The sequence below is a fragment of the Acinetobacter sp. P8-3-8 genome (genome assembly GCF_000214135.1).
Classification (GTDB): Bacteria; Pseudomonadota; Gammaproteobacteria; order Pseudomonadales; family Moraxellaceae; genus Acinetobacter.
In genome coordinates this window covers 37464-51115 of record NZ_AFIE01000008.1, presented here as the reverse complement: position 1 = coordinate 51115, position 13652 = coordinate 37464, and the positions used below count along the sequence as shown (strand labels likewise).

Annotated in this window: 13 protein-coding genes and 1 riboswitch; of the genes, 11 read left to right on the top strand and 2 right to left on the bottom strand. The window is 37.7% G+C overall.

Translation table 11 applies throughout. The features are described from left to right. Positions 1-48: 48 nt before the first annotated feature. Positions 49-1593 carry an esterase-like activity of phytase family protein gene (locus tag GGG_RS0105685; RefSeq protein ID WP_010112966.1) on the bottom strand — a complete coding sequence of 515 codons (1545 nt, stop codon included), beginning with the start codon at positions 1591-1593 and terminating at the stop codon, positions 49-51. Positions 1594-1902: 309 nt separating this feature from the next. Between GGG_RS0105685 and GGG_RS0105680 the strand changes: the two genes are divergently transcribed. From GGG_RS0105680 to GGG_RS0105660, 5 genes are all read left to right on the top strand, one after another. After that, complete coding sequence (locus GGG_RS0105680) at positions 1903-2592, top strand: hypothetical protein (RefSeq protein ID WP_227500486.1); 690 nt, start codon at positions 1903-1905, stop codon at positions 2590-2592. Positions 2593-2754: 162 nt separating this feature from the next. Beyond that, a complete protein-coding gene (locus GGG_RS0105675) occupies positions 2755-4032 on the top strand; it encodes an O-acetylhomoserine aminocarboxypropyltransferase/cysteine synthase family protein (RefSeq protein ID WP_010112962.1) in 1278 nt (425 codons plus the stop codon). A 178-nt stretch (positions 4033-4210) separates the two neighbouring features. Then, on the top strand, positions 4211-4912 hold the full coding sequence (locus tag GGG_RS0105670; protein ID WP_010112960.1) for an SMUG2 DNA glycosylase family protein: 702 nt from the start codon (positions 4211-4213) through the stop codon (positions 4910-4912). After that, on the top strand, positions 4909-5466 hold the full coding sequence (locus tag GGG_RS0105665) for a DUF488 family protein (protein WP_010112958.1): 558 nt from the start codon (positions 4909-4911) through the stop codon (positions 5464-5466). Before GGG_RS0105670 ends, GGG_RS0105665 begins: the two co-directional genes overlap by 4 nt. 5 nt (positions 5467-5471) lie before the next feature. Next, positions 5472-5681 carry a DUF2945 domain-containing protein gene (locus GGG_RS0105660; protein WP_010112957.1) on the top strand — a complete coding sequence of 70 codons (210 nt, stop codon included), beginning with the start codon at positions 5472-5474 and terminating at the stop codon, positions 5679-5681. 79 nt (positions 5682-5760) lie between these two features. Here GGG_RS0105660 and phoU read toward each other — a convergent pair whose 3' ends face one another. Beyond that, on the bottom strand, positions 5761-6483 hold the full coding sequence (phoU, locus tag GGG_RS0105655) for a phosphate signaling complex protein PhoU (protein WP_010112956.1): 723 nt from the start codon (positions 6481-6483) through the stop codon (positions 5761-5763). Between the two features lie 494 nt (positions 6484-6977). Here phoU and GGG_RS0105650 point away from each other — a divergent pair, with 494 nt between their 5' ends. From GGG_RS0105650 to gluQRS, 6 genes are all read left to right on the top strand, one after another. Continuing rightward, positions 6978-8054, top strand: a complete 1077-nt coding sequence (locus GGG_RS0105650; protein ID WP_010112955.1) for a hypothetical protein — start codon at positions 6978-6980, stop codon at positions 8052-8054. A 191-nt stretch (positions 8055-8245) separates the two neighbouring features. Further along, positions 8246-8375, top strand: a riboswitch (TPP riboswitch). Positions 8376-8523: 148 nt separating this feature from the next. Continuing rightward, on the top strand, positions 8524-10443 hold the full coding sequence (gene thiC, locus GGG_RS0105645) for a phosphomethylpyrimidine synthase ThiC (protein WP_010112954.1): 1920 nt from the start codon (positions 8524-8526) through the stop codon (positions 10441-10443). Positions 10444-10517: 74 nt separating this feature from the next. Beyond that, positions 10518-11138 carry an NUDIX domain-containing protein gene (locus GGG_RS0105640; RefSeq protein WP_010112953.1) on the top strand — a complete coding sequence of 207 codons (621 nt, stop codon included), beginning with the start codon at positions 10518-10520 and terminating at the stop codon, positions 11136-11138. A 9-nt stretch (positions 11139-11147) separates the two neighbouring features. Further along, on the top strand, positions 11148-11960 hold the full coding sequence (cpdA, locus tag GGG_RS0105635) for a 3',5'-cyclic-AMP phosphodiesterase (protein WP_010112952.1): 813 nt from the start codon (positions 11148-11150) through the stop codon (positions 11958-11960). Between the two features lie 209 nt (positions 11961-12169). Then, positions 12170-12697: an RNA polymerase-binding protein DksA gene (gene dksA / locus GGG_RS0105630; RefSeq protein ID WP_010112951.1), complete on the top strand. Its 528-nt coding sequence runs from the start codon at positions 12170-12172 to the stop codon at positions 12695-12697. Positions 12698-12699: 2 nt separating this feature from the next. Continuing rightward, positions 12700-13617, top strand: coding sequence for a tRNA glutamyl-Q(34) synthetase GluQRS (gene gluQRS / locus GGG_RS0105625; protein WP_034598917.1), 918 nt, complete (start codon positions 12700-12702; stop codon positions 13615-13617). Positions 13618-13652: the final 35 nt, after the last annotated feature.

Below are 13652 nucleotides of genomic sequence, written 5' to 3'. Positions count from 1 at the left end.
TTGAAAATTGTTATAAAAAAGCCACCGTTTCGGTGGCTAATAATAGGCTTATGGTGTTTTTAAATTTAAATGATCAACAATATACAAAGTATTCGTATCTATACGACTACGCGCAGCATCTAAATATTTCGGTTCCATACCTTTGCTATTTGACCACAGCCCCATATCATCATCATTTAAAATACCTAAAGCTGTATTATTGATCAGCCACAAACCTTCCATCTTGTCATGTGGATATTTCACAGCTTTCCCCATATCCAAAACCAATGTTTTAGGCACAGGCAGAATATTCAACGCTTTTAAACCATCCCAACCTTGCTCAAGTTGATATTCTTCTAAGGTCTTTCCTGCAATGGTTAGTCCTAATTTTTCATCTTGTTTAAGATTATTTTGATCTTGAATATTTTCTAGATTGGTCGCCTTGCTTAGATCGATGCGATAGACATTTTTCATGACATTCGCAGAATCTTTATAAAACAATCCATCACGCTCTAAAACCAAAAATTGCGTATCACTTAAAGCCACGATCGCAGAGTTTGAATTCTCTTTTATTTCTTGTTGATACAAATATTGTGCAACTTTACCTGTTTCCAAATTGATGGTCACAATACGAGTCAGTGTTGATTTATTAACATTTTTATTAGGCAAACTCATGGTAGATTGCATGATACCCACCAAAGTTTTTTGATCTGGGGTAATGGTTAGACCTTCCATCCCACGGTTAGCACGGCGATAACTGAATTCATTGGGTAATGTCCAATGATTGCGCTGATCTGCCTTAAATGGGTTAATACGACCGATTTCCTTACCATTGGCATCGTAGTGAACAATGTGTGGGCCATATTCATCGCTCACCCAAAAAGTCCCATCTTTTAATGCTGCAAGACCTTCACTATCTAATCCATAATCATCTAACTTGATTGGATTATTAACCGCATCGAAAGGCTTAGTTGAATCAACTGTAATCACTTTACCATTCACATCATAAGGCGTTTCCCCTGTACCGCCTAAAGCAGAAGTATTAGGTAATCCACTGATCTCTTTACCATTTCTATCTTTTAAAGAAATTGTTTTAACCAGTTTCACAGTGCCATTGTCTTGAACTTCAAATAAACCTATTTTAGGCACATAATCAGGAATGGCAAAAATCTTACCAGCACCGTGTATCCCATCATTATAATCGGCATTGGGGCCACGATCTGTGAGCGCATAAAATTGCTTTTTATTGCTTGGATGTGCAACAACATCTGAACCAAAACCACCTTGGCGGATGTCAAAGGCTTGATCAATCGTTGAACCATTTACGGTATAACTTGCCACTATATTCAGTGGAAGTGCTGTACCTTGTGCAAATAAATTGGTTTTACAACTGTCTTCTGTTTTGGTTATTTCATTGGCTTCGAGTTTAGCATTCTGATTATTGTCTAAACCACTTTGAATACGTGTACCACCCATTGAACATGCTTCATTGCCAAACTCTAAAGTGATGGTTTCAATCAAGTTTTTTGGGGGAGATTGAGCGTCATCATCATCTGAACATGCAGTTAGACTCATCAACCCACATAAAGCCAGCGTTAAAGTCGTTTTTTTCATTATTGCAATTTTCATCGTCATTTTTGTTTGTTGTATAGTTTATTGAGTTGCTTATGTTAATCGGGACAAATGACATCATAATGACAGGATTTAAAATGGCGATATAATCACTCTTTTGAAGAAAATGTTTTGAAATAACTTAAATTTCCAATATGTAATATTGTTACATTTAGTCAATATATATGGCTTGGTGAATTAGAAAAACTTAAGTATTCTTGCTGAAAAGTTAAAAAACACACCATTCTAATGAAAATTAAATTATTACTCATTTTAACCTGTACTATACTTATTACATTGGCTGCGTATGTTGTGTACACACTGGAAAGCCCACCTCAAAACCCTTTAAAAAATTCAAATAATAATATTAAAAATCAAAAGACTGTTGAAACAAAACCTCCTAATAATGTGGGAAAAATAAAAGAAATTAAAGTTGATAAATTCTCACCTAATCCTAATTGGAAAGACAAAAAATTTATATTTAACGGCAAGGAATTACATTATAAATTCGGCGAAGGCAACCCTGAGGAAACAGCACTCAAGCCTGAGGATTATTTAGCCAAAGGTGAAAATGATGGTATCCCCTATGTAACCCCAGAAACAGAAAAAAATCTTTACGATTTCTTAACCGACCCAGACCTACCTACAGTTCTAGATAAGTGTGAAAACTATAATAGACAGCATATGCTCAAATTAAATCCACAGCTTTCGGTTAATCAAATACCAATCCTCTTAAGGCCAAGTGATTTTGATATTGAAAATATTATAACAATAAACCCGAATACTGGTCGCAAAGAAATTAATGAAGACATTGCAAATCGCATGAATGAATTTCTAAATATTCTATCCAATCCAATCGCTGGTTCTAAGTTTAGTAATAAGTTTGGCGATAAATGTGCAGGTACCGCATACCAACAGAGCATTGAACGAATAAAAATAAATTTTTCTAAATTTTCAGAGTCCTACATAAATGGAGGTGAAGGAATAAAAGGAAAAGATTGACCAAAATAATTTAATTTTTTATAAAAAACATAGATGTTAAAAACCCACCTCACTAATCATCAGCTTTATCTTTTTTTATGATTTAAAAATACAAAAACTCATGTTTACTTCATATATTTATTTGCTACACTCATTTGAAATTTAACAAAAAAGCTGAAAAACATGACTTATAAAGATGAAACCCTTGCGATTCATGCAGGTTATACACCCGAAGCAACCACCAAAGCTGTTGCCGTACCGATTTACCAAACCACTTCTTATGCCTTTGATAATACACAACATGGTGCAGACCTGTTTGACTTAAAAGTACAAGGCAATATTTATACTCGCATCATGAACCCAACAACTGCGGTGCTTGAGCAACGCTTAGCCGCTCTTGAAGGGGGTATTGGTGCATTAGCTTTGGCTTCAGGTATGTCTGCAATCACCTATTCAATTCAGACCATTGCAGAAGCTGGTGATAATATTGCCTCTGTTTCAACTTTATATGGTGGAACATACAACTTATTTGCACATACGCTACCGAAGCAAGGCATTGAGGTTCGTTTCTTTGACTATCAAAATCCTGAAGCTTTACGTGATTTAATAGATGAAAAAACCAAATTGGTTTTTGTAGAATCGATTGGTAATCCATTGGGAAATATCATTGATTTAGAGGCCATTGCTAAAATTGCCCATGAATATGGTGTTCCTGTAATTGTCGATAATACCGTTGCGACCCCTGCACTACTCAAACCGTTTGAGCATGGTGCAGATATTGTGGTGCATTCTCTAACCAAATATATTGGTGGTCATGGTAATTCTATTGGTGGGGCGATCATCGATAGCGGTAAATTTCCTTGGGGTAAATACCCTGAGCGCTTCAAAGTTTTGAATACACCTGATCCAAGTTATCATGGCGTCAATTATGTTGAAGCTTTAGGTGAAGCCGCTTATATTGCACGTGCACGCGTGGTTCCACTGCGTAATACTGGTGCAGCAATCAGTCCACTGAGTGTGTTCTTAATTTTACAAGGTTTAGAAACTTTGAGTTTGCGTATGGAACGCCATACTGAAAATGCACAAAAAGTGGCTGAATATTTACAACAACATCCAAAAGTCAAATGGGTTAATTACGCAGGTTTAACCGATCATCCTCAACATGCTTTGGCACAAAAATATGTCAAAGGAAAACCTTCAGCAATTTTATCTTTCGGCGTTCAAGATGGGCTTGAAGGCGGAACTCGCTTTATTGATGCTTTGCAATTATTCACTCGTTTGGTCAATATTGGTGATGCAAAAAGCTTAGCTTGCCACCCTGCGACAACTACACATCGTCAGCTCAATGAAGATGAATTAAAGTCAGCAGGTGTCAGTATTGACATGGTTCGCTTGTCTGTAGGTATTGAACATATTGATGATTTAATTGCAGATTTAGAACAAGCTTTGGCTCAGGTGTAGTGGTTGTTTGAGGTTATAACTTCTCGTTCTGAAATAAAGTGACACGTATTTAAGTCAATGCCTGATGAGTTTCATTGGGTATTATAATAAGGCTCTATAGACGAGCAAGATGGATATGTTCGTTTAGTAGAGCCATACAAAAATATTTTACTTCCATATATCAAGAAATGGAGTACTAATGTCTAAAACTTTTGCAGAGCATATCAAAGCATTTAATCAACATTTACATTATGTGGGAAAACTGCCAAAAGATTTTCAGGTGATGAATCCCTTTATGGATAACCCTGAAACACTACAAGTCATGCAAGCGTTTTATGATAAATATTATAATGATTCAAATGAGCGAAAATTTATTATCGGTATTAATCCGAGTCGTCATGGTGCAGGCGTAACAGGCATTCCATTTACAGACACCAAACGCTTGGAAGCTGTTTGTGGGATCAAAATGCAATCGGCACATACTCACGAAATTTCTTCTGTATTTATGTACGATGTAATCGCTGCTTATGGTGGTACAAAAGATTTTTATAAACAATTTTATATCAATTCACCCTTTCCTTTGGCGCTTGTACGTGAAACAAGTCGTGGGCAATTATTAAACGCCAACTATTATGATGACGATACTTTGTTTCAAGATGTCAAAGACTTTATGATTGAATCATTGCGAAAACAGATCAGCTTTGGATTAAACACCTCAGAGGTATTTATACTGGGGAAAAAGAATGCAACATTTATCAATCAGCTGAATCATGATGCAAAATTATTTGATAAGTTAACTGTACTTGAGCACCCACGCTACATCCAACAATACAAATCCAAACAAAAACAGCAATATATTGATAAATATAAGTTAGTTTTGGGTGATGGGATGAAGAAATGACACCACGTATCATTTATACCATAGGTCATTCTACCCATAGTCTGGAAGATTTTTTGCAGATGCTACAATCTTTTCATATTCAAATGTTTGCGGATATACGCAGCTTACCGGGCTCACGAAAATATCCGCAATTTAATCAAGACAATCTTGCTGTCGCTTTGCCTGAACATGGCATCATGTACACCTACTTGAGCGATTTAGGTGGAAGACGGCGGATGAAAAAAGATTCAAAAAATACCCGTTGGCACAATCATTCTTTCCGTGGCTATGCTGATTATATGGACAGTGAAGCTTTTGAAAAAGCCATTGAACACTTAGAGGAAATAGCAACCCAGCAAACAACTGCCGTCATGTGTGCTGAAGCCGTATGGTGGCGCTGTCATCGCTCTATGCTATCTGATGCTTTAAAAGTCAGAGGTTGGACAGTGCGACATATTATGAAAGTCGGCAAAGCTGATGAACATCGATACACTGCGCCTGCGGTCATTGTTGCTGGCAATGTATCCTATGCGAATACGGATACAGACCAAACAGAAAGCAAAACGGAAATGTGATCATCATGGAAACACAATTTAAAATCGGTGACAAAGTCAGTTGGAATTCTGAAGCGGGGCGAGTTTCAGGTACGATTATACGAATCCACACTCAGGATTTTAACTACAAAGGTTATACGCATCACGCCACAGAAAAAGAGCCACAATATGAAATCAAAAGTGATAAATCTGATCATATTGCAGCGCACAAAGGCACTGCCTTGACCAAGATTTGAGAAAATCAAAATAAATAATTCAAAAAAAGACCTGAAAAATTCAGGTCTTTTTTATTCGAGAGATTGATTTTAAATTGAATTATTTACTCTGAACTTTTTGCTCAATTTCTTCGACACTGGTATGACGCACATCAAAACCTTTCGCAATATAAATCACTTGCTCAGAAATATTACGTGCATGGTCACCAATACGCTCCAATGAACGGAGTACCCACATCACATTGATGACACGGCTAATATGACGAGGATCTTCCATCATATAGGTCATTAAAGTACGTGTTGCTGACTGGTATTCACGGTCAATATCTGCATCTGCTAATAGAACTTTTAAAGCTTGATCTGCATCAACTCGAGCAAATGCATCCAAAGCATCATGAATCATGACACGAACCTGATTACCAATATGACGGGTTTCCATATAACCACGCGGTGATTCACCTTCTTCACACAGAGTTTGTGCAATACGTGCAATTTTTGCCGCTTCATCACCAATACGCTCTAAGTCTGTATTAGCCTTACTCATGGCAATCACCATACGTAAATCAATCGCAGCGGGATGGCGTCGCGCAAGAATCAAAGTCAGTGCTTCATCAATTTCACGCTCATAACGATTCACCGTATTGTCCTGAAACTGAACGTCTATTGCCAAATTGGCATTGGTGTCTAATAAGGCATGAACCGCATTTGCAACTTGCTGTTCAACCAGCCCGCCCATGGTCATAAATTTGGTATTTACATCCTGTAAATCTTCATTAAATTGAGAAGATATATGATGAGTCAACACTGGATTACTTGGGCTCAAAGTCTGATACTCCACATACAGCAAAAAGCTTTTTTAGATTTAATATTAAACCATACTAATTATGAATCTTTTATGACAGCTATTTTCTTTCGGACGAATCTCAAATGGGTTTTGATCCTACTTGCATTTCTGCATGATAGAACTGAACCCTTAAATTTCAAATCATCATGAATATAAATCAACCATCAGAATAGCTACTCAAAAAGCATCTATTCGTAAATTTTGTTAACTTTTCAATCTTATTACAAAAGCTGTTTTTTTATCCGATTTTCAATTCAGTCTTTATAAAATTCCTATTTAAACATCAACAAATTTTGAATGACTACAACAAACCTATACCGGATTAAGTTTAAATTCTCTTAAAAATACACTTTTCACGACTAAAGTATTAACGTTTTATGATCACAAAACTACAAAACATATCATTTATTTAGATGAGATTAGGTGACAATAACCAAATCCTGAATTAGGTAAATTTTTTTAATGTCCGTCTAATGAAATTGTCTTACAAACTCTCTCATCTCTTTCTTTGTAGCACCCTGATTGCGCTTAGTAGTTTACTCACCGCTTGTGAAAAACCTGCGGCCGACATCGTGCATGCTGCAAAAGAGCCACAAAGAAATGAAGACCCTGTTCCAGACCTCAGTCAAATCTGTCAAAACTTAAAAAAAGAAATGACGACAATGGATGCTCAAAGAACCACTTTAGCCATTGAACAAGTCAATCAAGATATTCGTCTTTGTGTACCACTCATGAAACCTGCTGAACAAAAAGAGTTAATGCGACTTTCAAAACAAATGTATCAGCAATTTTTACATTTAGACAGAACATCAGAGCAACAACAAGCTTTTGAAACCTATGCTTTAGATCAGTCAGCTTACCCAACGATTCAACAAAGCCAATTTGAACAATTGAATATTCGTGACCAATATTTACTTCGCCATAAAGGTCAGGCTTATATCGAATTGATTGATCAAGGCGATAATAAAGTGACTTATCGAAGAAATCCGCAATATTTAGCCAAAGTTTTTGCACCTTATCTCATTGAGCCTGAGCAAAAATTTATAGAAAATCTGGCTGAACAAAATACTCAACCGCTTTTTAAAAATCAGAAATTAGATCTCAGCGCTGATGAAATTGCGAAAAGAGCCAAATTTTGGCAACAATACACCTTAGATTATCCTGAAAGCAGCTATATTGCAGATGCACGTTACTTAGAAAATGCCTATAGCAGCTTATTATTTTTAGGCTTGGAGAATGAACCCGTTTCTTCAAACTTTGAGAATGCCAACGATGTGAATGAGGCCTATTGGACTGTTATTGAACACTTAGCACAATCTAAAGATGGTGAATTGTCGATAAAAGCGCAGAAGTTTGAACAATTTATCAAAATGTCCGCAGAACAACGTAAGCAAAAAATTCAACTCAGTGTAAAAGAGCAAACGAAATTGGAAAATAATCCCCAATTATTGGCACTTTCTCAACTGAATCAATTTTTAAATCTAAAACCTATCAATTTTAAAAATCTTAAAAGAGATTGTTTTAGTGATGCGATTTGTTCCACTACTTAGATACTTAGATTTTTTCGTTTTACTTTGATTGTTTTTCTATTTTAATACCTTTTTAATACCTTCAAATTTAGCGCCTGCAAATTTAATACCTAAAAAAACCATAAAAATGGCTATGACTTATACATTCTCAACACAGATCGAATTATACAAATTGCAAGTCTATTTTAAAAAGGATGTGTTAATATCCTCAGCATAGCTTGACGGAGCGCGAGTAATGACTCGCTGAGATTAGGTCAGTTCTTCAATTGAATGAACTTAAACCCAAGTACCGTTGAACCTGATCAGGTTAAGACCTGCGTAGGAATCAAGCCATCTAAAAACATTTAGCTTTTTATTGATCTATTTTTGTAGAAATACAGCTGTAGTATTCACCATTTAATCGTGAATACTGGATTTAAAAAATAGACTCAATCTGCCACCGTTTTTGGTCGTGCTTGATTCGTTGATGTCATTCATAAGGATCATTGCAATGAACCAATTAACGAATCTCTCTTCAAATGAATTGTCTGCTCAACATGAGCAAGATGCCAAAGATCTCACTCGAATTTTACCTGCTTCGCAAAAAGTCTATATCCAAGGTTCTCGTCCAGACATTCAAGTACCGATGCGTGAAATTACGCTGACAGATACCCCCACAGGTCTAGGTGGTGAGCAAAATCCAGCGGTGATGGTCTATGACACTTCAGGTGTTTATACCGATCCTCAAGTTGAAATTGACTTGAATAAAGGCTTACCCAATGTCCGTGAAACATGGATTGCCGAACGTCAGGATACTGAACGTTTAGAAACATTGAGTTCAACTTTCGGTCAAGAGCGCCTAAAAGATATCCGTACCGCAGACATCCGTTTTGCGCATATTCAAAAACCACGTCGTGCCAAACAAGGTCAAAACGTGACGCAAATGCATTATGCCAAGCAAGGCATTATCACACCTGAAATGGAATATATTGCGATTCGTGAAAATCAGCGTCAGCGTGAAGGCGTAGACATGCGTCAGCATGCAGGTCAAAACTTTGGTGCTCGTAATCTCATGGAAATCACACCTGAATTTGTGCGAAAAGAAGTTGCTGAAGGTCGTGCGATTATTCCTGCCAATATTAACCACCCTGAAATTGAACCGATGATTATCGGACGTAATTTCTTGGTGAAAATTAATGCCAATATCGGCAACTCAGCACTCGGCTCTTCAATTGATGAAGAAGTTGCCAAAATGACATGGGCAACACGTTGGGGTGCAGACACCATCATGGACTTATCGACAGGTAAAAATATCCATGAAACCCGTGAATGGATTATTCGTAACTCCCCTGTCCCAATTGGTACAGTTCCCATTTACCAAGCTTTAGAAAAAGTAGATGGTGTAGCTGAAGACCTGACTTGGGAAATTTTCAAAGACACGCTCATTGAGCAAGCTGAGCAAGGAGTGGATTACTTTACCATCCATGCAGGTGTGCTTTTAAGATACGTTCCAATGACTGCCGACCGTCTGACGGGTATCGTCTCTCGTGGTGGTTCAATCATGGCGCAATGGTGTTTAGCGCACCATGAAGAAAACTTCCTATATACCCATTTCGATGAAATTTGCGAAATTATGAAGGCTTATGATGTGTCATTCAGCCTTGGTGATGGCTTACGTCCGGGTTGTATTCAAGATGCCAATGATGAAGCTCAATTCTCAGAATTACGTACATTGGGTGAGTTGACGCACCGTGCGTGGAAACATGATGTCCAAGTCATGATCGAAGGCCCGGGGCATGTACCGATGCATATGATCAAAGAGAATATGGATCTACAACTTGAAGTCTGCCAAGAAGCACCATTTTACACATTAGGTCCTTTAACCACAGATATCGCACCGGGTTATGACCATATCACTTCTGCAATTGGTGCTGCGATGATTGGTTGGTATGGTACCGCTATGTTGTGCTATGTCACGCCAAAAGAGCATTTGGGACTACCGAATAAGAAAGATGTGAAAGATGGCATCATCACTTATAAAATTGCAGCGCATGCAGCCGATTTAGCCAAAGGTCATCCGGGTGCTCAAGTTCGTGATAATGCATTATCTAAAGCACGTTTTGAATTCCGTTGGGAAGATCAATTTAATCTCAGCTTAGATCCTGATACTTCTCGCTCAATGCATGATGAAACCATGCCAAAAGAAGCACACAAGTCAGCACACTTTTGTTCGATGTGTGGGCCTAAATTCTGCTCAATGAAAATCACGCAGAATGTGCGAGACTATGCACAAAATCATGCACAAAGCCATGCGCAAAATCAGCAAAATGCAAAAAATGCACTTGAAAATGAATCTGTGATTGAAAATGGCCTTAAAACTATGAAAACCGTTTATCAGGAACACGGACAAAAGTTGTACCACAAAGTTTAAAGATGAAAAAAATATTTGTCTTTAAGCATTTCTCAGTTAGGATGAAATGAACACGTTTCATCCTAACTTTACTCATGAATATCATTCAACAAGCAACCTACTCTGATAAAGATGTGGAAATTCAATCTCGTGAATATGCCTATCAGGGATTCGTTCAAGTTGAAAAAATTAGCTTGCGACATCGTTTGTTTAACCAGTCTGAGTATACGACGGTCATTCAACGTGAACTTATTCGACGCAAAGAAGCTGCTGGGGTACTCATTTACAATGATCAGCAACGTAAATTTGTGTTGATTGAACAATTTCGAGTGGGCGCAATCGATGACCAAGTGTCCCCGTGGCAACTTGAAATTATTGCCGGTGTACTAGATGGAGATGAATCTCCAGAAAGCTGTATACGACGAGAAAGTGTTGAAGAGTCTGGATGTGAATTAGATCAGATTGAACTTCTATTCAGTTTCTACCCTTCTGCAGGCGCTTGTGATGAAATTTTCCATCTCTATGTTGCTCAGGCAGAATTACCTTCTGAAGGCGGGGTCTTCGGCATGCCTGATGAAGGCGAAAATATAAAACTACATATTATTCCATACGCAGACTTAAATTTTTTATTACACAGTAAACGTTTATGCAATGCGCCAATCATTATGGCTTTACAGTGGCTACAACAACATGTAAACCAATTAGAAAATGTCTAGGGGAAAGGCATGCAATCAGAGCAATCACTGAATTCGATCAATAAAGATCTTGTCATGATTCAGATTACAGATACACATTTGATGGATCATCCAGACGCAAAATTCGTTGGTATTAATCCAGAAGAAAGCTTTCATGCCATTATGGACGATATTCAGCAACGCTACCCAAATATTGATCTTATTTTGCACACAGGTGATCTTGCACAAGCAGCTCGTCCCTCAACGTATCATCGTTATTTAGAGTATATGCAAAAGTTTGCTGTCGATTTTTATCATATCCCTGGCAATCATGACAATTTGAATATTTTTCCTTTTCATACCCCTGAACCTCAGCCCACTGTAATCGAATTAGATCAATGGCGAATGATCTTGTTAAATAGTGTGATCATGGGGCAAACGGATGGTTGGATTGGAGATGAACAGCTACAACACTTAAAACAGATTTTGGAACAACAGCAAGATAAGTTTGTCATTATTGCTTGTCACCATCACCCATTTGATATGCGTTCAAAGTGGTTAGATCAGCATAAACTGAAAAATGCAGATGAATTCAAAACAATCTTAGCACCATTTAAAAATATTAAGATGGTATTGCACGGTCATGTTCACCAAGAATCACACAATGAATGGAATGGTATTCAATTTATTTCAACACCAGCAACCTGTGTACAATTTAAACCACTTAGCCAAGAATTTGCATTTGATGAAATTGCGCCTGGTTACCGTTGCTTACATTTAAAAAACAATGGTGAGTTTGAAACTATCGTTCATCGGCTAGATCACTTTAAGGTCACGATAAATGAAGAAATTTCAGGTTACTAGCTTTTCATTTTTACTTTTTTCCATTAAGTTATTCGACCTAAGAGATATGCAGAAAGTCGAATTAAGGGTTAGATGGCTTTCATCTTTGTAAAAAAATCTATATGATGACGCCCCCGATGGATTCATTCTATTGGTAGTGATAAAAATACTTGCATATCACCATATTTTTTACGTATAGAACAGTACGTATATGATGAGGAATGCCCTTTATGGCGAATGACAACCAAAATCAAACCTTGGATGAGCAAACAGCAGTAGCAGATGACAAATCTGTTAAGCGAGTGCGTAAAACCAAGCCAAAGACAAATGACAACGGTACTACAGCGAGTCTATTTGGTATCGAGCCTTATCAGCCGAAGAAAAATGAAGAATACATGTCTGAGGGGCAGCTCGAACATTTCCGTAAAATTTTGCTCGCGTGGAAAGCAGAATTAATGTCTGAAGTGGACCGCACCTTGAACACCATGCAAGATGAATCTTCTTCATTACCAGATGTAAATGACCGTGCAACGCAAGAAGAAGAATTTGCTATTGAACTACGTACACGTGACCGTGAACGTAAACTCATTCGCAAAATCGAACAGTCTATTGAAGCGATTAAAAATGATGATTACGGTTTCTGTGAAACTTGTGGTATTGAAATCGGTTTACGTCGTTTAGAAGCACGCCCGACAGCGACTTTATGTATCGACTGTAAAACCCTTGCAGAGATCAAAGAGAAGCAAAATAACGGTTAATCATGTTATTGCCTAATCCTCCTCTACCCCCTTCTTTCGACAACGAGGGGGATAGAATGGTTTATACGGGTAGGTTTGCACCTTCACCCACAGGTCCGCTACACTTTGGTTCACTTATTACTGCCGTTGCAAGCTATTGCGATGCAAAAGCTAATCAAGGTACATGGATTGTTCGAATCGAAGATACTGACATCCCGCGTATCTACCCAGATAGTGAACAACACATTTTAAAATGCTTAGATGCATTTGAATTTGAATCTGACGTTGAAATTATTTATCAAAAAAATCGTTTAGACCTTTACGATGCCGCTATAGAACAACTCCAACAAAAACAATTGGTCTATGCATGTGAATGCACCCGCAAAATACTCGGTTCAAATCATATCTATACAGGTACATGCCGAGAAAAACATTTAGATTTCGCAAATCAAGCCATTCGAGTCAAAGTTTCAGATCAAAATATTTGTTTTCAAGATCACCTACAAGGTCAGCATTGTTCAAATCTACAAACTGATTTGGGCAATTTCGTGCTTAAACGACGTGATGGGATTATCAACTACCAACTTGCTGTTGTGGTTGATGATTATTTACAAGGCATCACTCATGTCGTACGTGGCGCAGATCTATTAGATAATACAGAACGTCAAATATGGCTAGGACAGCTTTTAGGCTACCCACAACTTGAATATATGCACCTTCCTCTGGCCATGAATGCTCAAGGACAGAAACTCTCTAAGCAAAATCTTGCCCATGCACTCGACATTCAACATGCACCTGAATTGCTTTCACAAGCGATTTCAGCGCTTGGACAACAGCCTGTTGATATTGACCAACCACATAAAATGCTCGCTCAAGCTGTTGCACAATGGGACATTCAATTGATTCCTAAAGGCACTGAAATTCAGGGCATTTTCAAATAGCAACTTAGATGGTTGTTGCAATAACTGGACAATAA

Coding starts and splice junctions, on each gene's coding strand:
- GGG_RS0105685 (WP_010112966.1), bottom strand. CDS start 1,593: ATGAAAAAAACGACTTTAACGCTGGCTTTATGTGGGTTGATGAGTCTA.
- GGG_RS0105675 (WP_010112962.1), top strand. CDS start 2,755: ATGACTTATAAAGATGAAACCCTTGCGATTCATGCAGGTTATACACCC.
- GGG_RS0105670 (WP_010112960.1), top strand. CDS start 4,211: ATGTCTAAAACTTTTGCAGAGCATATCAAAGCATTTAATCAACATTTA.
- GGG_RS0105665 (WP_010112958.1), top strand. CDS start 4,909: ATGACACCACGTATCATTTATACCATAGGTCATTCTACCCATAGTCTG.
- GGG_RS0105660 (WP_010112957.1), top strand. CDS start 5,472: ATGGAAACACAATTTAAAATCGGTGACAAAGTCAGTTGGAATTCTGAA.
- GGG_RS0105650 (WP_010112955.1), top strand. CDS start 6,978: ATGAAATTGTCTTACAAACTCTCTCATCTCTTTCTTTGTAGCACCCTG.
- thiC (WP_010112954.1), top strand. CDS start 8,524: ATGAACCAATTAACGAATCTCTCTTCAAATGAATTGTCTGCTCAACAT.
- GGG_RS0105640 (WP_010112953.1), top strand. CDS start 10,518: ATGAATATCATTCAACAAGCAACCTACTCTGATAAAGATGTGGAAATT.
- cpdA (WP_010112952.1), top strand. CDS start 11,148: ATGCAATCAGAGCAATCACTGAATTCGATCAATAAAGATCTTGTCATG.
- dksA (WP_010112951.1), top strand. CDS start 12,170: ATGGCGAATGACAACCAAAATCAAACCTTGGATGAGCAAACAGCAGTA.
- gluQRS (WP_034598917.1), top strand. CDS start 12,700: ATGTTATTGCCTAATCCTCCTCTACCCCCTTCTTTCGACAACGAGGGG.